The 23,793-nt window shown below is 63.9% G+C and carries 24 protein-coding genes and 1 pseudogene; 6 read left to right on the top strand and 19 right to left on the bottom strand.

What is annotated here, in order from left to right; translation table 11 throughout:
• The 5 genes from AC1DW9_RS04640 to AC1DW9_RS04620 all read right to left on the bottom strand — a co-directional run bounded on the left by AC1DW9_RS04640 (position 1) and on the right by AC1DW9_RS04620 (position 6,576).
• On the bottom strand, positions 1–684 hold the full coding sequence (locus AC1DW9_RS04640) for an amino acid ABC transporter permease (protein ID WP_476776136.1): 684 nt from the start codon (positions 682–684) through the stop codon (positions 1–3).
• 14 nt (positions 685–698) lie between these two features.
• Complete coding sequence (locus AC1DW9_RS04635; protein ID WP_476776135.1) at positions 699–1,655, bottom strand: NAD(P)-dependent oxidoreductase; 957 nt, start codon at positions 1,653–1,655, stop codon at positions 699–701.
• Entirely contained in the window at positions 1,618–2,358 is a 741-nt protein-coding gene (locus AC1DW9_RS04630) for a FadR/GntR family transcriptional regulator (protein ID WP_476855038.1), read from the bottom strand. The genes AC1DW9_RS04635 and AC1DW9_RS04630 overlap by 38 nt, the downstream gene beginning before the upstream one ends.
• Before the next feature lie 517 nt (positions 2,359–2,875).
• Complete coding sequence (locus AC1DW9_RS04625) at positions 2,876–4,267, bottom strand: DUF6212 domain-containing protein (protein WP_476776133.1); 1,392 nt, start codon at positions 4,265–4,267, stop codon at positions 2,876–2,878.
• A gap of 188 nt (positions 4,268–4,455) precedes the next feature.
• Positions 4,456–6,576: a glycosyltransferase family 2 protein gene (locus tag AC1DW9_RS04620; protein ID WP_476855037.1), complete on the bottom strand. Its 2,121-nt coding sequence runs from the start codon at positions 6,574–6,576 to the stop codon at positions 4,456–4,458.
• 207 nt (positions 6,577–6,783) lie between these two features.
• Here AC1DW9_RS04620 and AC1DW9_RS04615 point away from each other — a divergent pair, with 207 nt between their 5' ends.
• The 4 genes and pseudogenes from AC1DW9_RS04615 to AC1DW9_RS04600 all read left to right on the top strand — a co-directional run bounded on the left by AC1DW9_RS04615 (position 6,784) and on the right by AC1DW9_RS04600 (position 10,924).
• Positions 6,784–7,758 (top strand): NAD-dependent epimerase/dehydratase family protein, encoded by a 975-nt coding sequence (locus AC1DW9_RS04615; protein ID WP_476776131.1) that lies wholly within the window; start codon positions 6,784–6,786, stop codon positions 7,756–7,758.
• A gap of 33 nt (positions 7,759–7,791) precedes the next feature.
• Positions 7,792–7,947, top strand: a pseudogene (locus AC1DW9_RS04610) (transposase); the annotation flags it as partial.
• A 422-nt stretch (positions 7,948–8,369) separates the two neighbouring features.
• A complete protein-coding gene (gene dacB / locus AC1DW9_RS04605; RefSeq protein ID WP_476776130.1) occupies positions 8,370–9,947 on the top strand; it encodes a D-alanyl-D-alanine carboxypeptidase/D-alanyl-D-alanine endopeptidase in 1,578 nt (525 codons plus the stop codon).
• Between the two features lie 17 nt (positions 9,948–9,964).
• Positions 9,965–10,924, top strand: a complete 960-nt coding sequence (locus tag AC1DW9_RS04600; protein WP_476776129.1) for an alpha/beta fold hydrolase — start codon at positions 9,965–9,967, stop codon at positions 10,922–10,924.
• Positions 10,925–11,152: 228 nt separating this feature from the next.
• On the opposite strand, the gene AC1DW9_RS04595 is transcribed toward AC1DW9_RS04600, so the two are convergent.
• The 3 genes from AC1DW9_RS04595 to AC1DW9_RS04585 form a co-directional block, all read right to left on the bottom strand.
• A complete protein-coding gene (locus AC1DW9_RS04595; protein ID WP_441506791.1) occupies positions 11,153–11,437 on the bottom strand; it encodes an acyl carrier protein in 285 nt (94 codons plus the stop codon).
• A 145-nt stretch (positions 11,438–11,582) separates the two neighbouring features.
• Positions 11,583–12,452, bottom strand: coding sequence for a thioesterase domain-containing protein (locus tag AC1DW9_RS04590; RefSeq protein ID WP_476776128.1), 870 nt, complete (start codon positions 12,450–12,452; stop codon positions 11,583–11,585).
• 532 nt (positions 12,453–12,984) lie between these two features.
• Positions 12,985–13,509, bottom strand: coding sequence for a dihydrofolate reductase family protein (locus tag AC1DW9_RS04585; RefSeq protein WP_476776127.1), 525 nt, complete (start codon positions 13,507–13,509; stop codon positions 12,985–12,987).
• Between the two features lie 48 nt (positions 13,510–13,557).
• On the opposite strand from AC1DW9_RS04585, the gene AC1DW9_RS04580 reads away from it, so the two are divergent.
• Positions 13,558–14,115 (top strand): TetR/AcrR family transcriptional regulator, encoded by a 558-nt coding sequence (locus tag AC1DW9_RS04580; protein ID WP_476776126.1) that lies wholly within the window; start codon positions 13,558–13,560, stop codon positions 14,113–14,115.
• An 84-nt stretch (positions 14,116–14,199) separates the two neighbouring features.
• On the opposite strand, the gene AC1DW9_RS04575 is transcribed toward AC1DW9_RS04580, so the two are convergent.
• Both AC1DW9_RS04575 and AC1DW9_RS04570 read right to left on the bottom strand, forming a co-directional pair.
• Complete coding sequence (locus tag AC1DW9_RS04575) at positions 14,200–14,646, bottom strand: VOC family protein (RefSeq protein ID WP_476776125.1); 447 nt, start codon at positions 14,644–14,646, stop codon at positions 14,200–14,202.
• A 196-nt stretch (positions 14,647–14,842) separates the two neighbouring features.
• Positions 14,843–15,496: a glutathione S-transferase family protein gene (locus AC1DW9_RS04570; RefSeq protein WP_476776124.1), complete on the bottom strand. Its 654-nt coding sequence runs from the start codon at positions 15,494–15,496 to the stop codon at positions 14,843–14,845.
• Between the two features lie 276 nt (positions 15,497–15,772).
• Here AC1DW9_RS04570 and AC1DW9_RS04565 point away from each other — a divergent pair, with 276 nt between their 5' ends.
• A complete protein-coding gene (locus tag AC1DW9_RS04565) occupies positions 15,773–16,060 on the top strand; it encodes a hypothetical protein (RefSeq protein ID WP_441506796.1) in 288 nt (95 codons plus the stop codon).
• A 152-nt stretch (positions 16,061–16,212) separates the two neighbouring features.
• Here the strand turns inward: AC1DW9_RS04565 and AC1DW9_RS04560 are convergent, their stop codons facing one another.
• The 9 genes from AC1DW9_RS04560 to AC1DW9_RS04520 all read right to left on the bottom strand — a co-directional run bounded on the left by AC1DW9_RS04560 (position 16,213) and on the right by AC1DW9_RS04520 (position 23,635).
• A complete protein-coding gene (locus AC1DW9_RS04560; RefSeq protein WP_074471640.1) occupies positions 16,213–16,434 on the bottom strand; it encodes a hypothetical protein in 222 nt (73 codons plus the stop codon).
• Between the two features lie 85 nt (positions 16,435–16,519).
• Positions 16,520–17,245 carry an outer membrane protein gene (locus AC1DW9_RS04555; protein WP_441506798.1) on the bottom strand — a complete coding sequence of 242 codons (726 nt, stop codon included), beginning with the start codon at positions 17,243–17,245 and terminating at the stop codon, positions 16,520–16,522.
• Positions 17,246–17,360: 115 nt separating this feature from the next.
• Positions 17,361–17,816, bottom strand: coding sequence for a hypothetical protein (locus AC1DW9_RS04550; protein ID WP_476776123.1), 456 nt, complete (start codon positions 17,814–17,816; stop codon positions 17,361–17,363).
• Between the two features lie 151 nt (positions 17,817–17,967).
• Positions 17,968–18,189 carry a hypothetical protein gene (locus tag AC1DW9_RS04545; protein ID WP_441506799.1) on the bottom strand — a complete coding sequence of 74 codons (222 nt, stop codon included), beginning with the start codon at positions 18,187–18,189 and terminating at the stop codon, positions 17,968–17,970.
• 107 nt (positions 18,190–18,296) lie between these two features.
• Complete coding sequence (locus AC1DW9_RS04540) at positions 18,297–18,653, bottom strand: HdeA/HdeB family chaperone (RefSeq protein ID WP_441491246.1); 357 nt, start codon at positions 18,651–18,653, stop codon at positions 18,297–18,299.
• 64 nt (positions 18,654–18,717) lie between these two features.
• Complete coding sequence (locus AC1DW9_RS04535; protein WP_476776122.1) at positions 18,718–20,340, bottom strand: DUF1254 domain-containing protein; 1,623 nt, start codon at positions 20,338–20,340, stop codon at positions 18,718–18,720.
• Positions 20,341–20,537: 197 nt separating this feature from the next.
• Positions 20,538–21,980, bottom strand: coding sequence for a DUF1254 domain-containing protein (locus tag AC1DW9_RS04530; protein WP_476776121.1), 1,443 nt, complete (start codon positions 21,978–21,980; stop codon positions 20,538–20,540).
• 138 nt (positions 21,981–22,118) lie between these two features.
• Positions 22,119–22,817: a hypothetical protein gene (locus AC1DW9_RS04525; protein ID WP_476776120.1), complete on the bottom strand. Its 699-nt coding sequence runs from the start codon at positions 22,815–22,817 to the stop codon at positions 22,119–22,121.
• A 44-nt stretch (positions 22,818–22,861) separates the two neighbouring features.
• Positions 22,862–23,635: a hypothetical protein gene (locus tag AC1DW9_RS04520; protein WP_476855036.1), complete on the bottom strand. Its 774-nt coding sequence runs from the start codon at positions 23,633–23,635 to the stop codon at positions 22,862–22,864.
• Positions 23,636–23,793 lie beyond the last annotated feature (158 nt).

Here is a 23,793-nt window from a genome sequence, read left to right as displayed (position 1 = left end):
TCACAACGCCGTGCCGAGGCGCCGGCGGCGCGGAAACAGCGCAAGCCCCAGCGCCCAGAAGCCGGCTCTCAGCACGAGCGAGAGCACGACATAGGCGATCGCGACCAGGATATAGGTCTCGAAGGCGCGATAGGTGTCAGACTGGATGTAGTTGGCGACGGCGGTCAGCTCTTCCGCCGAGATCTGCGACGTTACGGACGAGGCCAGCATCAACAGCACGAACTGGCTGGTCAGTGCCGGATAGACCTTCTCGGTGGCCGGCAGCAGGATGACATGCCAGTAGATCTGGAAGCGCGATAGGGCCAGGCCCTCGGCCGCCTCGATCTGACCGACGGGGATGGATTCGAAGCCGGCGCGCATGATTTCCGCGGTATAGGCGCCGACATTGATCGCGAGCGCGGCGGCCGCGACGGAAAAGGCCGAGAACTTGAAGCCGACGCTGGCGAGGCCGAAATAGACAAGGAAGATCTGGACGAGCAACGGCGTGTTGCGGATCGCCTCGACATAGAGCGTGCAGGCCCGCGCGATCAGGCGGTTTCCGCTGTTGCGGCCGACGGCGCAGAAGGTGCCGATGGCGCCGCCGAACAGGATCGCGAGAGCGGCGAGCTTCAGCGTCATCACCGCGCCGTCCCAGAACAGGGGCCAGCGCTCCAGAACGACGGAAAAGTCGAGGTTCAGGCCCATCGCCGCCGCCCGCCTCAGGCTCTGTTCGTCATGCGGTCATAGACGCGGAAGAGCGCCTGGTTGCCATTGGCGCCTTCGCCATGGGCGCGCGCTTCGATGTACTGGCTGGTGACGAGCGCGGTTCCGGGCAGGGGAACCGAAAGGGCCTGGGCCTGCTCCTGGACGAGCCTGAGGTCCTTCAGCATCAGGTCGATGCGGAAGCCGGCCCCGACATTGCCGGAGATCATGGCCGGGCCGAGCTTTTCGAGCATCCAGGACGCGGCCGAGCCGCCGAGCAGGACATTCCGGAGCTGCTCGAGATCGACGCCCGAGGCGCGGCCAAGCGCGATCGCCTCGCAAATCGCCTGGATATTGATGCCGCAGATCAGCTGATTGCAGAGCTTGACCGCCTGGCCGGCTCCCGGCGCGCCGACATGGGTGATCGTCGTGCCCATGGCCCTGAAATAGGGCTCGGCACGGGCAAAGGCCTCGGCCTCGCCGCCCGCCATGATCGAGAGGGCCGCGTTCTTGGCGCCGATCGGCCCGCCCGATACCGGCGCATCGATGAAATCGGTGCCCGTCGCCTTGAGGTCGGCATGGATGCGCCGCACGGCGACCGGCGAGATCGTGCTCATGTCGACGACGAGGCGGCCGGCGGGCGGCGAGGCGAGCAGTCCTTGCGCGCCGTAGACGACCTCCTCGACCTGCGGCGTGTCGGGCAGCATCGTGATGGCGATATCCGCGTTTACGGCGGCCTGCGCCGGGCTTGTCGCCGCGATCGCGCCGGCGGAGGCGAGCTCTTCGACGGCGCTGCCGACGATGTCGAAGGCCGTGACGCTGTGCCCGGCCTTCAGGAGATTGCACGCCATCTCCCGCCCCATCGTGCCGAGGCCGATGAAGCCGACGCGCCCCTTGTCGTTTCGTCCCATAGCGCTTCTCTTCTTCTGAAAGGCTCTAGCCGGTGGCCGGTTCGCTGCTGTCCCCGTCGCCAAGCGCCGCGCGGCGCCGGTATTCGTCGCCGATGGCGAAATGCCGTCGCAAGGTGACTTCGGCGCGATCGGGATCGCGCGCGACGATGGCGTCGAAGACCCTCTTATGGTCGTCGATCAGATAGGTCTTCATCGAGCCGAACATCTGCACCAGCTCGCGCCGGCTGCGATGCGAGCGGGCGAGCAAGGTCGACATCGAATCGTGCAGGACGGCGAGCGTCTGCGAGCGCGAGGCCAGCACGATCGCCCGGTGGAAATCGTAATCGGCCAGGCTCCCGGCCYCGGCCTCGTCGATCGTCGCAACGATGCGGACGAGCGCGCGCTGCAGGCGTTCGAAATCGGCGATCATCGCGCGCTCGCAGGCCAGGCGGATCGCCTGGCACTCGATCGCGATGCGCGCCTCCATGACGTCGTCGATCAGGTCGGCCTGCTGAGCGAGCGCCAGCGCGAAGAAATCCTTCAGCATCGAGATGTCGGGGCGCTTGACGATCGTGCCGATGCGATCGCGGATCTCGACGATGCCCAGCATATGCAGGGCTCGCAGCGCCTCGCGCACGATCGGCCGGCTGACGCCGAGTTGCACGGCGAGTTCGCGCTCGGCGATCAACCTGTCGCCGGGCTTGAGTGTGCCGTCGAGAAGCTGTTCGCGCAAAAACGCAAAAACCTTCTCGAACCCTTTCGGGTCTCCTGCAGCCTGAGCGTCCATCCCAAGATCACTTGTTTTTTGTTCTGGTCAGACCAATACGATGACCAGAGCCGGACGTCAACGCCGGGCCTTGCAGCCGCCTGTGGAACGGCGATCGCGGGAAAGGCGAGGGGGAGGGCGTGCCGTGGCGGCGGCGACCACGCGAGTTGGAGATTTCAGCCGGCATCGTTGCATCCGCGGCTGTCGCGCCGGTGCAAGGCTCAGCTCTGGGCGGCTTCCAACCGGCCGCGGGGCCGTTGCTGCGATGAGGCCTGCCTTGTTCGCCTATGGCACCAGCGACTGGATCGAGCTCGACCCGGCGCGGAGGTTCTCCGCGCCGGCCACGGTCCCGCGTTCGCTTCGCCCGGCTGTGTCGGTTCGTGTCAGGCGGCGTGCTGATGCCGGTGGGCGCGGACGCGACGGCGTGAGTTGCCCGCCTCCGGATCGCGTCCGGGAACGTGGCTGTGTCGCATCATCGCGCTGTCTCGAAGCGATGTGCAGGGGGCTCGCACCGGGAGCCCGGAGGAGCTTTGCCGCCTCATAGCAGGGCCGTTCGACCATCTGCGACAGGCAGCACAGCGGCCATGCCCCAGGCTGATGCGGTATGAATCTCTGCTTCGAACCGACCAAACACCACCCGGCCATGCGGTGGGATTGGACCCGGTTCGGGCAAGCGCGTGAACAGATGAACGTCAACCGGCCTGTTCTGTGCAAGGGGCAGCCGCGCAACCAGTCGCGACGGTGCAAGCGGCCCGTTCAGTTCCGTCCATTCGGTTGCCGCGAGGACATTCTGGCCGCTTTCTGCATCGTCTGGGCCGATCTCGTGCGGAGTGACGACCAGGCGGGCTCCGAGGCGGCGTGTCTGGCAGCGCTTGTCGTCGATCATGACCTCGCATGAAATCTCGATCAGGCCCGGCGTGGCAGGCAAGTTGATGACAGCCGCAGATGACGTTGTCTTCAGGGGACGCAGGAGGACCTTTCCCTGCTCGATATAGCCAAACACCGGGTAAGCAGCAGATTGTTCCCTGGTAAGATGCGCCTTGCCGACGACGGAGTCGGGGACCGGGATCATCGCTCCTGCTTCATGTCGGAATTCGCCATCATCTTCGGATGAAAGAGACCGGATTCCCGGCAGTCCGCCCCATAATTTCATCGCCAGCATGGTCGCAGCATTTCGCTCGTCCGGCTGCGCCAGGCTTTGCGGGGCAAGCCGGTATTCGTGCATGACACCGGCCGAACAGGTCGAAAGACGAGGCGCCACCTCGCCGCCACGGGCCCAGAGCTTGAGTGTCAGGGAACGCGACGTGCAAGTCGATGCGCTGGGCAGGCGCAGAGGAAGCCAGCCCCTGCAGAGCACATCGAAGGGAACGCGCCACTGCGCCAGAAGCGTCCCCGCATCGGAGGCCTCGATCTGCGCGCACAGATGCCCGGCGCCCCGCCCGGGATCGGCGATATGCAGATCGATGCCGAGCCATCCCCTCGCGGAGCTGGGTAGCCGCTGCGAGAGGCATGGCCCGGTGTCGCTGACGTCGGGCTCTTCGGGAGAGGCGGGAATTTCGACATCCGAACGGGGAAGGGGGCTGTTGAAGATGAGCTGCGGACGCCCCATTCGCAGGGTGGCGACCAATTCCTCGAGTTCCGGGGGAATGCGAACGTGATGGGTCCAGCTCTCCCGCAAGGCCGCCAGGTCACGCATCAGTAGCTGGTTGCTATGCTGCAATCGGCTTGTCTCACGCAGCGAGCGCTCGAGTATGGCTGCATCGAGCTCTGCTCTGTTCCCCACAATGCAGGGTACAGGCGTCTCTGACCCCCCGGTCTTGGTCCACCACGCCTGCAAGGCACGCAGAGAGCGTTCTTCGATCGGATCGGGAGCCCACAAGGCCCATACATTCGTGGGCGGGATCTCCAGACTGCACAGCGCTGACGGCAACGCGTCTTCCGCCTGTCCATAGTCGGTCAGGACATAGTGGTCGCACGCGACCAGCTTGCAGCCATACCAGTGAAGAGCCGATGCCGGCCTGGCGCGCGCAGGCGATGTTCCCGGGCCGCTCAGCACGATGACCTTGGGATCGGCGGAGTAGAGGCGCCGCAGCAGGTTTTTTGTCGTTTGAAGTGCCATCATACAGCCTGCCTGGATTTCGGTGCCGTTGCGGGTTCGAACAGCGGTTTGATGCCGAAGTCTTCCAGATCAGTGCTTCGATCGGGCCAATAACGCATCTTCGTGCTTGGCATGCCGAAAGCCCGGCACAGGCGCAGGAGTTCCGCATTGCCCACGACAATATGCGTGTAAGCCTGCTCGAACGCTGAGCATGCATTCACGGCCTGGCTCGTTGCTTGATCCCCTTCAGCGTATCCGAGCAGCGCCCATGTCTCCACCTTCAGTCGACGCAACGCGCCCATCAATGTGTGTGAAACCCCGCCATCCACCGATACGGCGCGGTGATAGCCGGCCAATGTGGAAATGGCGTCATCGGTATCCAGATGCTCGAAGCAGGGCATCGGCGTCCCCTGATAGCTCCGTGTCCATGCGCGGGACAGCAGCTCCGGCAGGGGCAATGCAATGATCTGCGAAAAGCATTTTGCGCGGCCGGGAGCGAGGGCGAATTCCCTCGCGATCCCCACGAGATGAACCTCCCACCCCGCTTCGATGAGCGTCAGTGCCAGCCTTTCGGCGGTCGCAACGCTCTCGGGCTGCCCCGAGGCGAGCACCAGGGCAGCAAGGGGCCTGGCATCGGACGATCCGCCGGGGAAGGCCGACGAGAGATTGAAGAGTTCCGGGTACAGATCGCGCGGCAGCGCCGCCTGGAGCCGGTACGTGTTCGGCATCGCCGACTTCCAATCGGCAGGGTTGGCCCCGTCTCCGGCAGTGGCGATATCCCGGCACAGCCGCGTAAAGGCCTCATCGATTGGCGCGAGATCGGCCGGCGCTTCCCTCACGGCCAGATCGAGTTCGATAGCATGCTGACGCTTGCCCGGCTGTCGGGGCAGGGCATGCAGATCGAGCGCGCGCAGCGATGCGTGCTCGACGAGAAAGGATGCCTCGACGGCCAGGATATGCGTCCGATCAGATGTCAGCCGGAACCTGTCCGTCTGCTCCTGGACAATCGTCCCCTCGCTCCAGGCCAGAAGACGATCATCGTGCAATCGATCCCGCATTGAGCACGTAACGACGGTCGATCGGGCAAGCCCGCGCTCGAGCGTCCACAAGACGCCAGCCAGCAGCGATTGCGCGGCAAGCGTTTCGCATAATGAGCTGTTCATGACGACAAGCTGCCCGGGGCAGTGACCGTAAGCAGGGCGCAGCCGGGCGCGCAGCAGACGGATGACATAGTCACTGACCGTCAGGGTGGTGACGTCGTTTTCACCGGTGAAGCACCGAACCAGCCCTGTATCGGGGTGATAGATCGCATAACGCGACCGAGCCTCGGTCTCAAATGCCAGGACGTTGCGAATACCGAACAGGAGCGGATGGCGGTTGCGGATATAGCGGAGGATCGGGGTGAAATCCCGTTCTGCGGCCACCAGCATGCTTTCTCCCCGGCGGCGGTAAGCAAAACCCGCATCGGCCACGTGGACCCCGCGAAAGCCGCGCTCGAGGCCATGCAGCCAGAATTCCCAATCCTCGACGCCCTGGCGCATCTCGGTGTCAAAACGGATCGGGGCGTCAAGCATGCGCCGTGAGACCATGCTGCCTGCCTCGCAGAAATTGCGGAACAGATGCTCCAGCGGCGAATAGGGTCCCGAGGTATCGGCGAATTCGGCGAAGCCGAACTTGTCGACATCCGGATAGGCCCAGCCGATGCTCGCATCGGCATTGCGCAAGGCGGCCAGAAGCCGTTGCAGGAGATGGGGGCCGATGCGGTTGTCGCAGTCGAGCAGGTAGACGGCCTCCGGATCCGGGAAGGCCGCCAGAGCGAAGTCAATTCCAGTGTTGCGTGCGGCGCTCAAACCTCCATTGCGCTTGTGCAAATAGAAGATCCGCCCCGGGTAGGTCGCAGCAAATGTCTGGCAGACCTCGTCCGTTTCAGGGTGAGGACATCCGTCATTCACAATGACAATGGCGAAATTGAAATCAGTGACCTGTGCCAACGCCGTATTCAGCGCCTCGGCTGTCAGCGAGGGTTGGCCATAAGCTGGGACAATGACGGCGACTTTGACATCGGCCCCATCGCTGGACGGATCGTGCAACCGGTCGCCTGCAGGCGGGAAGAGCCATGGTTCACCCGGCACGTTGCTCATATTCATGCCATATTAATCCTGAGATTTGTCATGGATATTAGATTGTTCCGTTCGATAATCCCGACAAATGAGGTTTTATGGCGCCATGGCATGGGATTGTTGCTTATTTATATCGGATAAATTCATTCGTAAATTCGAAATAAAACCGCATCGATTTCGATTTGCTTGATTGATTACGTTTTTTCTATCCTGACCCAACGAGTAGACATGCCAATTGCCACTGTTGATATTCCGAGGCTCGATGGCACCCGTTGCCTGATCATGGGTGGCGGCGGATTTCTCGGTATCAACCTGGCCAACGCTCTGGCCCGTCAAGGCGCGGTCGTCCGGGCCTTCGGGCGCGCGCCGGTCGATCGGCGGGCGCTGGACGAGCGGGTCCATTGGAGCAGCGGATATTTCGAGGATCAAGCGGCGATCACCGAAGCCGCGCGGGGGCAGGAGATCGTGTTCCATCTCCTGAGCAGTTCGGTGCCGGGGAGCCCCGGGCAAAAGCCTGTTTCCGATCTCGAGACGAATGTGCTGGGCACGTTGCGCTTCCTGGATATCTGCAACGATGCCGCCGTCAGAAGGGTCGTCTTCGCCTCGTCTGGCGGTACCGTCTATGGCCCGGCCGACAGGCATCCGATCGCGGAAACCGCGCCGACCCATCCGATATCGGCCTATGGTGTCGGCAAGCTTGCGATCGAGAAATACCTCGCCCTGTATCACCACCTTTACGGGCTCGAATATCTCGCCTTGCGCATCGCCAACGCCTATGGCCCGTTGCAATCGGCTCTGAAGCGCCAAGGCGTCGTCGCCGCGATGCTCAGTCACGCGCTCGCCGGCAAGCCGCTCGAAATCTGGGGCACGGGCGAGATCGTGCGCGATTTCATTCATATCGACGACGTCGTCTCGGCCTTTCTCTGGGCCGCGACCTATGACGGGCCTCACCGCGTCATGAATGTTGGATCGGGGGCAGGGCTCAGCATCAATCAGGTGGCGAGCGATATCGAGGCCATCACCGGCACTGCCGGCCGGTCCAGGATCTATCGCGCCGGCCGAGCCGCGGACGTGCCCGTCAACATCCTCGATATCTCGCTGATCACCCGGGAAACGCCTTGGAGACCCAGACGCGCCTGGCTTGATGGCCTGCGCAGCACTGCTGAATGGCTGGCGGCGAAAAAGCACGCGCCGCTGATGTGATCCGACGCATGATTTCGGGGGCGCCAGGGCAATCTCCGCACGCTTCTGCGTCCGTTCTACAGCGAGACGGGGCGGCCTTCGATCGATCGGGAGCTGATGATCCGGACGCTGCTCATCGGCCGACAGAGCGCGTTGTTCGAGACGACGATCCGGCGTTGCATCGCGGACGGGCTCGCCGGCGCAGCCGGCGGTCGTAGACGGACAGTCATCAGATTGGGATGCGAGGTCATGGCGATCGACCGCGATTTCCCCCTAGATGCCCATTGTTCTCAAGAGCCGAAGCTATTGCGGCGGCCCATGCGAAGGCATGGGCGCGACTGATCCAGACGCCGAAAGCGGTGCTGTAGCCACGGCGAACCCTGAGCTGCCCCAAGCGCTAGAGCATCGGACCGGAAAGTGGAATCCGGTTTTCGGAAAATCCGATGCTTAAACAAAGAGCTAGATCGCCGCTCCTGCGTCCGAACGGACGCACGGCGATCTAGGATTGCAGTCGTTCCGGTGCATGTCGATCGGATGCGGCGGGACGGCGGGATGGACGACTGGCGCCGCCAGAAAGTGGTGCCGAAGCGGATGATGAAGCAACAGCGCGGCTGGCGAGGCAGGGACAGGCAATGACCGTGATCAGACATGTCGCGATCGCGCTCCTGGCGGTGCTGTCGGCGGGGGGCGGAGCGACCGCTGATCCCGCCGCGGGGGGGGCCGGAGAGGTTCCTGCCTCTGTTGCCCAGGCCATAGAGCGCCTCCGAGCCAAGCCGATCTTTGCCCATATGAGCTGGGGCATCCACCTCGCCGATCTCGCTACCGGCAAGACGTTGATCGATCAGGCTGGGAATAAGTCGCTGCTGCCAGCCTCGGTCATGAAGACCTACAGCGTTGCGACCGCCCTTGACCGCTATGGCGCCGACTACCGTTTCCGGACACCGGTCTACAGGCTCGGCAACCTCAAGGGCGACGTGCTCGACGGAGATCTCGTCCTCGTCGCGTCCGGTGATTTCAGTTTCGGGCTCCGCGAGCAGCCCAACGACAAGCTTGGCTTCAACAGCCTGCCGGAGGTCGACCACAACACCACCTCTACCGGCTTCCCGGGCGGCGCCTATGTCGGGAACAGCGATCCGCTCGCGGCGCTCGATGCCCTGGCCGCGCAGGTCAAGGCTGCGGGTATCCGCGAAATCACCGGCGATGTGATGATCGACGATCGTCTCTTCGAGACCTATCGGGGGTTCTCGTCCGGGCCGATCGCTCCGATCTGGGTCAACGAGAACGTCATCGACATCATGGTGACGCCGACGAAGCCCGGCGAGAAACCTAAGCTCGACTGGCGTCCCAAGAGCGCTGCCATCACCGTCGAGAACGACGTCACCACGGTTGCCGGCACGGCCGGGCCGCTTGAGGTGACGACACGGGGCGCCGGGGTGGTTCGGGTCAGCGGAAAGATCGCTTCGGACGGACCACCGATCCTGACGGTGTCCCAGATCGCCGATCCTGCCGCTTTCGCGCGCACGGTCTTCATCGAGGCGCTCATGCGGGCGGGGGTCAAGGTCGCCGCGCCTGCGCTCGGCCCCGCCAGGCCGCTGCCCGACGCGGGCGGCTATCGCGAAGCCAACCGGGTGGCGGAATATGTCTCGCCGCCGCTGTCCGAGTTCGTCAAGGTGATCCTGAAGGTGAGCTACAACCGCGGCGCCGACCTCATGGTCTGTCTTGCCGCGGTGAAGGCCGGAAGTCCCGATTGCGGCGATGGGCTGGCCGAGGTGCTGAAGCTGCTCGCCCGGCATGGCGTGTCGTCAACCGGAACCTATGTCTTCGACGGTGCCGGAAGCAGCCATAACAGCCGGACGACGCCGTCGGATCTCGCGACCTTCCTCAGGGACATCACGACCACGCCCTGGGGCAGCGCTTTTCATGATGGCATGGCCGTGCTCGGGGTCGACGGCTCGCAGGCACTGAACGGCGCGGGGTCGCCGGCGGCCGCGCATGTCCGGATCAAGGATGGCGACATGGTCGCCGGAAGTGCTGCCGGGCAACTTGTCGCGCTTGCCACCACCCAGACCGGATATATCGACGCCAGGAGCGGGCGCCGGCTTGTCTATAGCCTGATGGTCAACAACATCCCCTTCCCATCGCTGCAGGACTATTCCGCCGCCCGGGCCGATGTGGCGGCCGTCGTCGTCGCGATCCAGCAGGGCTATTGAAGTGACCGGAGATCGTCATGCCCACTGCAGCACGATCTCGCTCGTGCCTTTCTCTGGCCGCGGCGCTCATCCTCATCGCGGCCGACGCGTCGGTTGCCGAAGATTTCTCCGGCTCGGTTGCGATCGGCGCTGGCCGCAAGATCTATCTCGAATGCACTGGCGCCGGATCGCCGACGGTCGTGCTGATCTCGGGCAAGGGGAATGGCGCTGCCGACTGGAGCGAGACACTCGATCCCGCCGACCCGGCCCACCAGGCCGATTATGACGCCGTGGCCTGGGGGAAGGGCAATCTTCGCAGGGGCGGGTCGGCGGTCTTTCCGATGGTGTCCCGCTTCACCCGCGTCTGCGCCTATGACCGGCCAGGGGTGAGGCTCGACGGACCGGATCAGTCCACGCCAGTCGCCCAGCCGCATCCGGCCGACCAGGCGGCTGACGATCTCCATCGGCTGCTGACGGCAGCGGGCGAACCGCGCCCTTACGTGCTCGTGCCCCATTCCTACGGAGGTCTGATCGCCACGCTTTTTGCACGGACTTGGCCCGATGAGGTGAGCGGGCTCGTCATGGTCGACGCTGCGACACCCCTGATGCGCGAGGTGGCAAGCCCGAAGCATGTGGCGAAATGGGACGCGCTCAACAGGCAGTCCGCGCCGGCGGCTCCCGAAGCGATCATGCTCCTCGATGCCTTCGCCAAGATCGAGGCTGCCCCTCGACTGCGGGAACTGACGGCCGTCGTGCTTGCCGGCGACAAGCCATGGCAACCGCCATCCTCCCCACCGGAGCGCGACCCGGTCGGCGGCGTCTCCTTCGCGGACTGGAGGGCATCGCAGACCTTGCTCGCAACGTCACTCAACGCCAGGCTCGTCGCGAACACGAATAGCGGCCACAACATCTATGCCTATTCTCCGCAACTCGTGATCGATGCGATCCGCGAGGTCGTGGAGGCCGCGCGGGCGGGCAATGCACGGATCGGGCCCTGAAGAGCCCGATCCGTGCCTTGCCCGCCCGGCCTCATCGGCTCCGCCCGACATTGCGCGGGACCTGCAAGATCGCTTTGAATGCTGGCGCGCCTCGCAGGGGGGCTGGCGATCGCCCCCAGCATCTTGCTCGGCTTCGCATGGATGGGCCAGTTCGCCGGGGGGAGCATGCCGACTGGCCGCACGAGGTCGCTCGCTCTGGCCCTGCCGTGCGGCGGCCCGAGCTCCGGCTCAAAGCTCCAGTGCCGACTGCCCGTTCTTCTTGCGGGTGACGAAATGTGCGATCGCCTGGATGGAATCGAGGTTCCTGGGCAGGATTTCGCTATCCTCGACGGTAATCCCGAATGTGTGCTCGATGAAGCCGACAACCTCGAGCACCCCGGTCGAATCCATGATGCCATGCTCGAGGAGCGAGGCGCTGGCCTCCAGATCATCTGCATCGTCCAGGAAGAAATTTGCCGCCAGGAATGCGCGAATGGCCCCCGTGTAAATATCGCTTGTCTTCTCGATGATCATCATTGGCCTCGTGCTCAATTCAGAACCTGCTGTTTGGGCGGATGCGCCGCGATCGGACGGCGTGATCCAAAGCGCTGGGGAAGGAGTTGCGACCCCGCCCGAGACGGTCGGCCTTCGGCGGCGGCCAGAGGTCGTGCTGGCGCGGTCACGTCGGCAATCTCCGCTCGTGCAGGTGGGACGCGGCTGGCGAATAGCTCAGCGCCACGGCCTGCTCGATCAGGGGGCGGTTCGCCGAGAGATGGGGCTCCATGACGAGGTCGAGATGGCCGCCTGCGATCGGGATGACCTCCACGCCCGCCAGGGCGCTGTCCCAGCCGAGCTCCCTCGTCATTCCCTCCCGCTTGCAGCGGAACAGCGTGCCTGCCAGGGGCAGCTGCTGCTTCGGCTCGGCCAGCCACGCGAAGAAGGCGCGGGCCCGCAAGACCTCCTGCAGCTCCAGCTGGATTCTGAAGCAGGTCGCATTGAACTGCTCCTTGGTATAGCGGTCGAGCATCCCCGCCAGGCGCGCTTCGTGGCCCATCGCGGCCGTCCCCTTCGCAAGGGCGCGGCAGGCCATCCGGGAGGCCGCCACGCGATTGGTCCGTATTCGATGGAACGTGCGGGTGATGATCTCCCGATACTTGCTTCGTTCGCCCTCGAGGCTCGTGTCCAGCAATCCCAGGAACCTGACCGACCGTCCGGCGCTGAGCAGCCGCTGCGCGACCTCGTAAGCAACGGCGCCACCAAGCGAATGGCCGAGAAGGCGAACATCGCCCGAGGGCTGGGCCCGGCCGATCTGCTGGATCGCGTCGGCCGCCATGGCGGCGAGCGTGTTCTGTCCGCTCAATATCATCCGCAGACCGGGGTATTTGATCGGGACCACCCGGGTGACCTTGCCCATGGCCGCGGCGAAGGCCGCCAGGCTCGGGCCGTAACCGACCGACCCCGGGAGCAGGAACAGGATGGGAGGGTTATCCGTCCCGGTGACGCTGCCCAGGGGGGCGACCGCGGGCGCGCCGGCAGGGTTCTTCCCCATGCGTTCGTCTTGACGAAGAGGAAGAAAATCGCGATTCGAAGTGTAGTCAGAGACGTTTTGCCCGATGGAAACACCGGCGCGCTTTGCATCACTCCGGCTTTCTCGACCTGACGCCGGTGCTTGAAATGACTCCGAAACCATGGCCAGCCCCGCCTAAGGTTAGGGGCATTTATCGGATGCCACTAGAACCGCTTCATCATGCGTTTGAATGATAGCGGGTCTCGATCGAGGCTGCGGCCTGTGTCGGCGCACTTCGCGAGCCCGCGCAGAACGCGGTTAGACAGGTCTCTCCGACTTCTGTCCGGGGCCTATTCTGTAGAGCGCGATCAGATGGCCATCGAGGATTCCATCACTATTTGCATCGTGTTGGACGATCGCGCTCATGCCAATTCAGCGCAAAACGCCTTTGCGGAAAGGCGATGTAGAAGGAGCGGTGTCAGCTGTGACTGCCGTCGGACTCCCTTGCCAGAGCGTCTGGTTCCCGGCCGACCGCAGGGGCATCGGAACTTGCGATCTGGCCTCGGCGATGCGTCTAGAACCGGTAGTGCAGCCGCACGCATCCCTTGTCGACCGCCTGCGCGCTGATGAGCGTCGGGCTCGCCCGAAAGCCGGTGAGTGGAAAGAGCGGCCGGCCGCCACCGAGCATTTCCGGGATGACATAGATCTCGATCTCGTCGAGTGCGCCGCGCTCGAGGAAGGCCATCTGCAGCTGCCCGCCGCCCAGCATCCAGACGTCGCCGTCGTCCAGCCCGCGAAGTTCGTGGATCAGCGCATCGACGTCGCTGCGGACCTCCAGCGGACCCTTCGGATCGTCGATCGTCCGCGATGTGACGACGATGACGCGCTTGTCCCCATAGGCCCAGGCGGAAGCGTCTCCCGCTACGAAATCATAGGTGCTCCGCCCCATCACCACGGTGCGCATGCGCTTGAGGAAGCTGCGGTAGTCGTGCTCCCCGAGGTTCATGTCGTCGTATTTGAACAGCCAGTCGAGATTGTCGTCCTCGGCGGCGATCCGCCCATCGAGGCTGGCGGCGATATATCCCAGAATCCTGGCCATGGCGGCTTCTCCGTTGAATAATAAATGAACGTACGTTTATATATATCCATGGCAAGACGCAAAACGATCCCTGACGAGCAGGTTCTCGAGACACTTCTCGGGACGATGCTGGAGATGGGCCCCGACGGTCTCACCTTCGCCCGCGCCGCGAAGGCCTGCGGCCTCTCACCGGCGACGCTGGTGCAGCGCTATGGCAATCGCGAGGCCCTGGTTCAGGCTATTCTCCTGCACGCCTGGGATCGGCTCGACGCGGAGACCGAGGCAGCGGACGCGGAAGAGTCACCGACGCCTGAGGGCGCGATCGAGCTTCTGATCCGGCTGATGCCGTCCGAAACCGCGGAACGCGACGCCACCAACGGCCTGCTGCTGCTGAGGGAAGACATCCGCAATCCCGCGCTGCGCACCCGCGGCGCGGCCTGGGGCCGTCGCCTCGCCGAAATCCTCGGCCGCCGCCTCTCGAGCGACCGGACGCGGGGCGAACGCCTCGGGTGGCAGATGGCGAGCCTCTGGCAAGGCGCGCATACATGGTGGGCCTTCACGCGTGACGCGCCGGCGGAACAGGCGATCAGACGGGTGTTGGAGGAGTGGGTCAGAGAGATGAAATGACCACCGGCCGCACCAGGGGAAGTCCCCGGACGCGGGCCGGCACCAAGTCTCCGCTCTTGTCCTGCTGTCGCTTCGTCCGGAGGATCAGCCCTGCGGCGGCTTCCAGCCGGCCGAGGGAATGGTGTTGATCATCCAGGGCACCCCGAACTTGTCGACGAGCGAGCCGAAGCCGGGCGACCAAAAGGTCTCGCTGAACGGCATGACGGCCTTGCCGCCTTCCGACAATTGCTCGAACCAGCCCTTTGCCTTGGCCTTGTCGTCGCTGTGCAGGGTGACGTCGAAGCCGTTCTTGGGCTTGTCGATATTGGGAGCCCATTTGACGTCCATGTCGGCGCCCATCAAGGCTTGGTCGCCGACCTCGAGCCAGCAATGCATCAACCAGGTCTTGAACTTCTCGTCCGCGATCGGCATGCCCGGAGGCGCGTCGCCATAGGATATGGCGGCGGTGATCTTTCCGCCCAGGACCTTGGCATAGAATGCGAACGCCTCGCGGCACTGGCCCTGGAAGCTCAGGCTGGTCACGATCTTCATGGTCGTCTCCTGTCTGATTGCAGCATCGACGCGCGCCCAGCCGTAATCCCGGGCAACGCGCCACGGCGGATGATGCGCAGCATCTGCGTCATCCCCATGGCGTCGCAGCGCAACATCTTCGGCGGGGCCGAAGCCGGCCCACCAATGTCCCGCCCGGAGCGGCCAATGCGGGAACCGACCGGCCGCGGGGTCTTGATCAGCCGGGCGGCTGGGTGGCGGTGAAGACCGCCAGCTGATCCGCGAAGGCGCGCTGATAGGCGGGCCGGGCTTCGCCGCGGGCGACATAGGCGGAGAGGTTTGGACATTCCTCGAGGAGGCCCGAGCCGTGCAACCGGCGCAGCACCGTCACCATCATCAGGTCGCCGGCGCTGAACCCATCATCGAGCCAATCGGCCTCGCCAAGCCGCTGCGAAAGCTCGCCGAGCCGGACACGGACCCGATCCTCGAGGCCAGGCAGGCGCGCCTCGTACCAGGGCTTGTCGCGTTCCAGGAGCACCGCCATGCTGCGCTCGACGATCGGTGGCTCGACCGTGGCGAGCGCGGCGAACATCCATGCGATCGCGCCCGCACGGGCGTTCGCATCGGCGGGCAGCAGGCCCGGGTGACTCTCCGCGATATGGAGAACGATCGCTCCCGACTCGAACAGGACGAGATCGCCGTCTTGATAGGTCGGGATCTGCCCGAAGGGATGAAGCGCACGATGCGCGGGCTCCTTCATCGCGGGCAAGGAAAGCAGGCGAACGTCGTAGCGCTGGTCCACTTCTTCGAGCGCCCAGCGAACGCGCATGTCACGCGCCAGCCCTCTGCCGCGATCGGGGGAGCGTTCAAAGGCGGTGATGGTGATGGTCATTGCAAGGCTCCGGCTTGTTGGACGGTGCACCCCGCCCCACACTAAGTGTCGAGGGGCCGTTCGCTACCCCCGAATGGCGTCACCGCGCCGTATTTTCCGGCGGAATACTCCCGCCTAGGTTGCGGCGAGGGCGGTCGGCGGCTTCGTTGGCCACGATGCCCGAGCACCGACTCCGGCGGCTCCGCGATCGGCAATTGCGATGCTTGCGCTCCACGCGCCGAGCCCATTCCGGAACAAATCCCGCCCCGGCGGCTTCCTCCCCGACAGGAGGAAACCATGCAAAAGCCCCGCGAAAACCCTGCGCTGCTCGAGGACGAGCGCGCAACGCTCGCTCCGACCGAAAGTCCGATCGAGGCGGACCCGGCTACCACGGGCCGTCGCGTCAGCGACCGCACCAATATCCATGACGAAGGCAGCGATGCCAACGACACGCCGGACGGCTTGACGGAATCCGAAGAGGCCGTCCGGCAAGCAGCCGAAGATGTGCCGACGGGGGGCTCGCTGGCCGGCAGGACGGAGTCGGTGCCGGTCTTCGAACGTGCTGGACTTCCCCCGAAACTGTGATGGCACCCACGATCTGATCGTCGGACGACCGGAGGCTCACCGTGGTCCTTCAGGCTCCAGGCTTGGCATGGCCTGGCGCCGTGAGGCAGGGCGCGGTCGAAGCCGGATCGCCCGCTAGCGCGAGCGCCGTTCGCCCATGCAGCAGCGCGCTATCAGCGACACACGCGCCGGCCGTTGATGATCGTACAGCCGCGGCGCGCCGGCGTGACGACCACGGCGCGCGGGGCAACCGGGCGTCGCACCGCGACCGCACCATTGGGCCCGGCACAACCAGCCCGGACGACCCCGCGTGCGCAAACCACGGCGCTGGCCTCTGTCGGGGCGAGGGCGGCGGCCAGAGCCAGGGCGCCCAAGCCGAAAATGGCATATTTCATGTCGTAGCCCCGTTTCGGAACTGGAGGGAGGACGGATCTCCGACGGCCGGCACGCAGCCTGCCCCGGAGGAAGTCGTCGAGAGAGTCAGAACTTGTAGAGCAGCCGCCCGACAACCTGGTTGGTGCTCAATTGCTGCTTGAAACCGACGATCCCGAGCCCGCCGACGCTAACCGGATAGGTGTAGGTATCCTCCTGGAATTGTGAGTACCGATACTCCAGGCCAGCGATCCAGTTGTTCGTGATGGCGTATTCGGCGCCGGCGCCGAGCGTCCAGCCAAGACGGGTGCTGTCGCCTGCGCCATAGGAGTAACCCGTGCCCGTCACCGTCGACTGGGCGTCGGCCAAGGCGAGGCCGCCGGTTGCGTAGATCATGAACCGGTCGAAGGCATAACCGACGCGTAGCCTGGCCGAGCCGGCCCAGTTGGTATGGGCGGTGATGAAATCGCCGGTCAGCGCGGTGAAGCGCTGCTTGCCGGTGATGAGGGCTGCGCCGTCGATCTCGCCACCGAGGACAAGTTGGCCGATCTGGTAGTTGTAGCCCGCCAGCAGACCGACCGTAGCGCCGTCCCTGTTCAGGCTCGGCAATGAAGCAACGGCGGCCCGACCGGCGATCACGGCGCCCGGCGTCAGTTCGGTTCTGGTCTGCGCCCAGCCGGCCTGGGCACCGACATAGAAACCGGTCCATGTGAAGGCAGGCGGCATGGGAATGGCAGGCTCGATCCGCCGCGACGGCAGGTCGGCAGCCTGCGCGGCGAACGAGAACAGTGCGAAAGCAAGTCCGGCACCGAATACTGTAGATGAGGTAGACATCGTCAACGCGCCCTTCGTGAATATCGGATCGATTGCATGCACCGGCCCGCAAATGGGTGCGGGCGATCAGCTTTCGTGGAGTTCGGGTCTATTCAGTTCAGATTCGACAGCGCTTTCAGTACATGAATGGTCCTGGCCCACCCCAGGGCCCGAAATCGAAGGCGTCCTGGTTCATCACCGCTGTCATCTGTTGCTCGTTGGCCAATTTCTGCGCGAAGACCATCTGGCGAAATTGGGCGTAAGCCGCCTGGCTGCCGAAGTAGACGCACTGGCAGACGATGGGATCGGCGTAGACGTAGACGATCTCAGCGTTCTTCGCCTGTTGAACGAACTTGTTGGGGGGCAGCTTTTTCATGGCCGCAAGGCGCTGCGGGGTGTTTGCGGGCTGTGGAACGAAGCCGGCGGCCGAGAGCAGATATTCCTTCTGCTGCACGGCCTGGGGCGTGGACTGGCACCCGGCCAGGGCCAGCCCGAGCGAGACTGCAAGCGCAGCGACGACGCGCGATGTCATGACATTCTCCAGAGATAGGTTCGACTTAGGCGGCGTGTTGACGCCGGCACGCAGCGGCATTCGCCGCGCGCGTCGGAGGTCTGACCGGCGAAGGGAGGAGTTCGGGACTTAAAGCATCGGCTCGAAAAGTGGATTGCGGTTTTCGGGGCAAAGCCGATGCAAAGACAAAGGGTTAGATCATCGGACTGGATACGATATCCGGTCCGATGATCTAGTTGCCGACGGCGGAGCCGAGCAGATAATCCTTCTGCAATGCCTGGTCCGACGACGGATACAGTGTCTGGCATTCCGACCAGTAGAAGGTCTTGGGCTGCCGATTGGCGGGATCGGCACAGATTGCGGCAAGCTGTGCCTGCCGCGATTGCGACGACTGGCAGCCTGCCAGGATCAGTCCAATCGATATTGCGATCCCAGCCAGGATAGGCGTGTTCATGTCGTTCCCTGTCGATTGAGGGCCTGGAGATGTGCCAATGTCATCAAGGGGGGACGCTCCATTCAAKCGCCCGCCCGTTGCTGATCCGATCGCCCGCCAACAGGCGCCTATTTCATCTCGATTCCCAGCTTGGCGCGCTCATCCTTGAACACGACGGCAAGCGCCTCGATGATCTTCTTGCCGGGATTGGCCTTGCAGTACACGATGACCTCGTGCTCGACGACCTTGCCCTTCTTCAGGTCAAGGAAATGCTTCTTGGCGAGGCCGTTATACCAGCCGCTATACCAGGCCGAGAGCGCATCGGCGTCCTCCTGAAAGGTTCCGGCCAGCTGTGCGCAGGTCAGGGCCTGAACATCGATGAAGCCGTTGGCATCGACATAGCTGGTGAGCGGAACCTGGGCCGTCGCCGCAGACGAGGCTGCGCAGACGACCGATACCGCCATGGCGGCAAGAATTCTGGACATGATGATCTCCTATTTCGAAGTGTATGGGGTGCGGACAGGTGCCACCGATTTCCCGGTGCAATGACTACTTCACCAGCTCGATCTCGCTCGGCTGCCAGGTCTTGGCGAAGAACGGCTCGAGCGGGCTGTAGAGGCGCAGGACCGTGAACCAGCCCTTGCCGGGCATGGTCTGGATCCAGTTGCCGCGCTTCACCCCGGCCGGCTGAGCCGGGCTGAAGTAGACAGTTGTCGAGCCGTCGGCGTTCGGTTCTGCGGCCGGCGACGGGTAGCTTTGGCTGCCAGCGCGCGGGAAGCGCTGCGGCGTGTCCAGCATCGACCGCGTCATGTTGTCGTAAACGGTGAACGACCAGAAGTTCGCCTCCGGGATACCCTTGGGCAGTGTCACCGTATAAGTCTTGGCTCCGTCGAGGTTTTGCTTGTTCGCATCCAGCATGGACCAAAGATAGGTCGAGCCGATGCCGGGCAGGCGCATCGCCATGCCGGGCGTGATGCCGGTCACGCCGTAGAAGAAGTTCGCGCGCGCATCCATCGTCCGATAGCCGGTCGGCGGGAAGGGCTTGACGCCCTCGGGCGTGATCAACGGAATGGGAGTCTCGAACTCGTAGCCGGTCTCGAACAGATAGTTCTGCCATGACGAGTTTGGATAGTAGAACCAGCTTGGATCGCGCGCACTCATGAGCAGGGTGCGGGAGGTCGCGTTGGCGAGCGCGAGCGCGTCGCTCATGATCTTCTTCATGCGCGCGTCGGGAGCGAAAGGCTTGCCTTTGACAATGCCGATGGCGGCGACCGGTCCCATCAATTCCGGATCGAGCGAGGTGGCCGGCTCCCGCTGCACGATCTCGTTGAGCACTTCGTAAAATGTCCAGTCGTTCGGCGGAATGGTGTTCATCACCTTGCCGCTGCCTTCGTGGAACACGGTCGGCGGCGGAGGCGTGACCCGACCGAGCCGGGCCTTGCCCGCCAGGAACTCGGCGACCGGAGTGCCGACGCCGCCCGGTTCGTAGGCGTAAACCTTGGTCGATTTCCGGATGCCTTCGACCACCGGCTTGGGATCACCGTGGTTCTCCAGGAACGACCGGCCGAACCACACGATGGTGTTTGTGCGTGCGCGCGAGATGAAGAAGCCGCCCTCCGGCAGTTCACCCTTGTAGTCCGGCGGCACGATCAGGTACTTGCCGCCCTCTCCGCGATCGGGGCCAGGGACTCCGAGGTCGACGACCCAGCGGAACCAGGCGTCCTGCACCGCGCCGAGAAACTTGGGCGGCGTCTCGATCACCACGGGGCCCTTTGTCAGATCGAGCGAGCCCATGACATAGATCGTGTCGGCGTTGGCCGTCAGGAACAGCGACTTGGCGTCCATCAGCTGCGAGAAGACGAGCACCTCGTTGTCCTTCACGCCGATGTCGTGCATGCCCTTGCGCAGCGCGTGAATGCTGACGCCCCGCAGGTTGTCCATGAAGGCACGATAAGCGTAGGTGAAGTCGAGGTTGTCGTAGAGCTTCTCCGCCGTGGCCTTGCTTGGCACGCCGTCATTGAATTCGAGCGGGCCGAGACGCGTTTCGGCCTTGTCCGGCGTGCTGAGCGACGGCGGTATCGGCGCCTGGGCGATAGCTGACCCTGCATCGGCGGCGAGCGTTGCGGCCAAGATGCCTGCAATTGCGGGAAGCTTACTCTGGCGGAGTTTCATGACGTATACCCGTCTTTGTCAGAACGATGAAGATGCAGTTCGTCCGTTCAGAAGGTCACACAACCGCATTGCTCACTGCGGTCGCGTCTTTTTCATCCCGGCATCCGTTGAGGATGCCGATGGCCGCCGCTGTGGCGGTCGGTCGTAGGGATACGGATGGCAGTGCGCCGCGCCGGGCGCGGCGCATGCGTTCTACGTCATGATACCCGCTTGATTCCCGGCGGCTGCCATGTCCCTGCGCCCGCCGGCAGGATCGAGGGCGGCGTCGGCTTTGGCCAATAGAGGCGCATCACGAGATAAATCTTGTCATCCGGCGCCGGAAGCCAATTGGCTTCCTTGTCGGCGCCGGGGCTGTCCTTCTGGAGGTACAGCGTCAGCGAGCCGTCCGCGTCCTTCTTCATCGCCGAAAGCATCGGAGAGTTGATGAGGTAGCGATTGATTGGGTTCTTCACCAGGAACTGGCTCTTGCCGTCATACATCGTCACGGACCAGAACGCGTTCACTGGCGGCAACTGGCCAGGTGCGAAGGTGATGGTGTATTTGTGCTTGCTGCCGTCGAGCGCCTCGCCGGCAGCATCTGTCCGGGTATAGGGGTACATGGCTTCGACGGCATCGTTGCCGAGAAGGCCGCCCTTGGCGGCGCCGGCCCGCATCAGCCAATCGCCGTTGAAGAAGGCCTCGTCGCCGAAGAACGCGCCGACATTCCAGCCGTTGATGTTCTTGTTTCCGCTGGCCAGCCATTTGTCGACCTTGTCGTCGCCCTGCTTCATCGCGATCAGGATTGCGGCCTTGTGTTCGAGCGAGAGATCCTTGAACGCGAAGGTCTTGCCGGGACCGATGCCGATCTTCGCAAGTTTTGCACGAACCGCCTTGTCGCGCGCCGTCTCGGGGATGAATTGCAGGGCCGCGTCGAGATACTCGAAGAAGTTGTCCTTGATCCCGGCCGTGGTGGCGGGAACGAAGGCGATAGTCGGCGCAGCCGCCGGGGCGGGCTGCTTGAGGAAGGCCGAAAGCGGGCGCGCCTTGTAGCCGGCCTGGACCTTTTCGACATTTGACATGTCGCCGGGGTTGAAGAGCTGGGTGCGGATCAGTGCGAGTGTGAACGGCGTCGTCGATCGGAAGACCTGTTTGATCCCGGCCGGTTTTTCGCCTTTCCAGTCGGGACCGACCACGAGATAGTCGCCGGGCTCCGTGCCCGTGGCGCGCGTGCCGATATAGCCGTAATTATAGGTGTTGCCGTCGATGAGCTGGACCGAGTAGTAGCGCTCCCTTTCGATCGCCGGCACCGAAACGACCATCGGCTCAGCCCGCAAATCCAGCCAGATGAACGAGTAAGGGGTGTCGCTGTTCGGCGTGATGACGGCCGTGTCCGCCGGGGTGGCGACGTGGTGCTGGTTTTCGATTTGGTTGAACGGTGCCTTGAACTGGCCGGAGTTCTTGTCAACGGCGAACTCTTGCATGACCGCATAGTTCATCACCAGCGGCAGGCCGTAGATGAAGCCTTCCTCGGCGATGTCCTTGGCCTCGAACACATTGGGCCATTCGGGCTTGGACTGCGCAAAGACGGGGCTGGACCTCACTGTGGCGGCGGCGAATGCGGCCATCGCAGCAGAGCCAAGCAGATCGCGTTTCGTCAGCATGTGAGGAGCTTCCTTTTGGTTCGCAACGTGTGGTCAAGCGCGCGTAGGTCGCAGGTGAACGCTACGCGACCTCGGCGATGATTGACAATGCAGGGATGACCGATCCTTGGAGCGGACATCGAATTCGACAGCCGAGGGTCAGTAGCAGGGCGGGTACGGATAATATCCGCAGGCCGGTCGATAGGCATACGGGGCGTAATACGCTGCGGCACCCAGCGCGCCGGCGGCGACCGCGCCCCTGTAATAGGCTCCCCGAAATGCGCTGCGTCGCGCCACGCCGGCGAAGGACAACGGCGTAAATGGCCGGCCGATCAGGTCGATAAAGATCGACGCAGGGCCGTCGCCGCCGGCAAGGTCTCCCTCCATCACGTCGACGTCGAATGTGACCTGGTCGCCTTCGAGTTTTGGTGTTTTCAGGACCACAACCGCGTCGCGAATACCCGAGCCATCCCTTGTGAAAGCTGACACGGTCGCGTTCGGCGGGTCCTTGTAGAAGCTGTCGGGGCTCAGGTTGCCCGGCAGCCACTCCTCAAGGATATGCGCCGTGAGTTCGTGACCAGCGGACCTCACCGGGCGGTCGGCGAAGACGATGGAGTTCGGCGACAGACCGCTCAGCACCAGCTTTCCGCCCTGCAAGGTGGCGCCGCGCGCGCTCAGGACAAATAAGGACGGCACGAGTTCGGGCTTCGCGGGCGTGCCGATCGCTTTCTGCAGCGGCACATGCGGGGGAACGGCCGGCGTCGCCTGAGCTGATGCAGAGTTGGACATCAATGTCAGGGCAGAAGCCGCGACAGCATGAAGAAAGAATAGGGCGATTGTATTTCGCGCGGTTTGCATGGCGCACTTCCTTCGTTTGAATTCGTTAGTGCGGTCTACTGGCTCTATTTCGGGAACAGGAACTGGAGCTGGGCCCGGAGTTGCCAATCGGCGGCTCCGCTGGGCTTTGCGACATTGTAATAGGCTGCAAGCTGCGCATTGACCGGCTGATGGCCGATCTTGAACACCCGTCCGAAGCCCCCGCCGATCGGCACCGTCCAGCGGTCGCCATGGCCGGCCTCCCAGTCGGCGGTGATGATCGGGGACGAGGTCAGGTACCAGCCGCCGTGGAAATTGTAGTTCACGAAGGGCTGCAGCGTCATCGCGTTGACCGCGCTGCGGTTGCTCTTGCCCGCGAAGGACCAGACATTGTTGACGAGRACGCCGACGACCCAGGGGCCTTCGATGGCCAGAGCGACGAAGGCGGGGCCGGCCGAGTACTTGCCGCTGGTCAGGGTCTTGTCGGTGCCGGTCGGGAATACGAAGGTCGGGCCGATGCCCCAGATGATGCCGTGCGTCGGCTGCTTCGGCGAGAAGAAGAAGCTCGGGTTGATGTCGCCGAGGCCGAACTCGCGCTCGCCATTCACCGTCAGGGCCGGTTGCGAGATCACCGGCGTGATCCAGCGCGTGATCAGGTTCCAGTCCTTGTTCAGCGTGATCGGGATCACGGGCTGGATGTTGAGCACGTTCTGCAGCTGCYTATGCGGCCCGACATTGAAGTTGAAGTTGTTCTGGAAGGGCAGGCTGATCATGTCGGCAACGGGGTTCTGCGCCGCCTTGGCCAGATCGGCCGTGCTGTTCGTCGAAGCCTCCGCCAGCGCTCCTCCCGAACACGACAAGGTCGCGAAGAGTGTCAGTCTGGCTAAGCTGAACAACGTCCTCGCGCTCACGGCCGGAAATTCCTTCATCGACAATAAAGCTGCCGACGGCCAAAACCGGTTTCCCGTTTGCCCGCGGCACTTATACTGTGCGACAAAACAGCAATCGGATTTCGAGA

The organism is Allobosea sp. P4_E12 (assembly GCF_056401655.1).
Note: the sequence above shows the minus strand (reverse complement) of the source record. Positions and strands in the feature narration are given on the sequence as shown.

Coding starts and splice junctions, on each gene's coding strand:
- AC1DW9_RS04640 (WP_476776136.1), bottom strand. CDS start 684: ATGGGCCTGAACCTCGACTTTTCCGTCGTTCTGGAGCGCTGGCCCCTG.
- AC1DW9_RS04620 (WP_476855037.1), bottom strand. CDS start 6,576: ATGAGCAACGTGCCGGGTGAACCATGGCTCTTCCCGCCTGCAGGCGAC.
- AC1DW9_RS04615 (WP_476776131.1), top strand. CDS start 6,784: ATGCCAATTGCCACTGTTGATATTCCGAGGCTCGATGGCACCCGTTGC.
- dacB (WP_476776130.1), top strand. CDS start 8,370: ATGACCGTGATCAGACATGTCGCGATCGCGCTCCTGGCGGTGCTGTCG.
- AC1DW9_RS04600 (WP_476776129.1), top strand. CDS start 9,965: ATGCCCACTGCAGCACGATCTCGCTCGTGCCTTTCTCTGGCCGCGGCG.
- AC1DW9_RS04595 (WP_441506791.1), bottom strand. CDS start 11,437: ATGATCATCGAGAAGACAAGCGATATTTACACGGGGGCCATTCGCGCA.
- AC1DW9_RS04590 (WP_476776128.1), bottom strand. CDS start 12,452: ATGGGGAAGAACCCTGCCGGCGCGCCCGCGGTCGCCCCCCTGGGCAGC.
- AC1DW9_RS04585 (WP_476776127.1), bottom strand. CDS start 13,509: ATGGCCAGGATTCTGGGATATATCGCCGCCAGCCTCGATGGGCGGATC.
- AC1DW9_RS04580 (WP_476776126.1), top strand. CDS start 13,558: ATGGCAAGACGCAAAACGATCCCTGACGAGCAGGTTCTCGAGACACTT.
- AC1DW9_RS04575 (WP_476776125.1), bottom strand. CDS start 14,646: ATGAAGATCGTGACCAGCCTGAGCTTCCAGGGCCAGTGCCGCGAGGCG.
- AC1DW9_RS04570 (WP_476776124.1), bottom strand. CDS start 15,496: ATGACCATCACCATCACCGCCTTTGAACGCTCCCCCGATCGCGGCAGA.
- AC1DW9_RS04565 (WP_441506796.1), top strand. CDS start 15,773: ATGCAAAAGCCCCGCGAAAACCCTGCGCTGCTCGAGGACGAGCGCGCA.
- AC1DW9_RS04560 (WP_074471640.1), bottom strand. CDS start 16,434: ATGAAATATGCCATTTTCGGCTTGGGCGCCCTGGCTCTGGCCGCCGCC.
- AC1DW9_RS04555 (WP_441506798.1), bottom strand. CDS start 17,245: ATGTCTACCTCATCTACAGTATTCGGTGCCGGACTTGCTTTCGCACTG.
- AC1DW9_RS04550 (WP_476776123.1), bottom strand. CDS start 17,816: ATGCCGCTGCGTGCCGGCGTCAACACGCCGCCTAAGTCGAACCTATCT.
- AC1DW9_RS04545 (WP_441506799.1), bottom strand. CDS start 18,189: ATGAACACGCCTATCCTGGCTGGGATCGCAATATCGATTGGACTGATC.
- AC1DW9_RS04540 (WP_441491246.1), bottom strand. CDS start 18,653: ATGTCCAGAATTCTTGCCGCCATGGCGGTATCGGTCGTCTGCGCAGCC.
- AC1DW9_RS04535 (WP_476776122.1), bottom strand. CDS start 20,340: ATGAAACTCCGCCAGAGTAAGCTTCCCGCAATTGCAGGCATCTTGGCC.
- AC1DW9_RS04530 (WP_476776121.1), bottom strand. CDS start 21,980: ATGCTGACGAAACGCGATCTGCTTGGCTCTGCTGCGATGGCCGCATTC.
- AC1DW9_RS04525 (WP_476776120.1), bottom strand. CDS start 22,817: ATGCAAACCGCGCGAAATACAATCGCCCTATTCTTTCTTCATGCTGTC.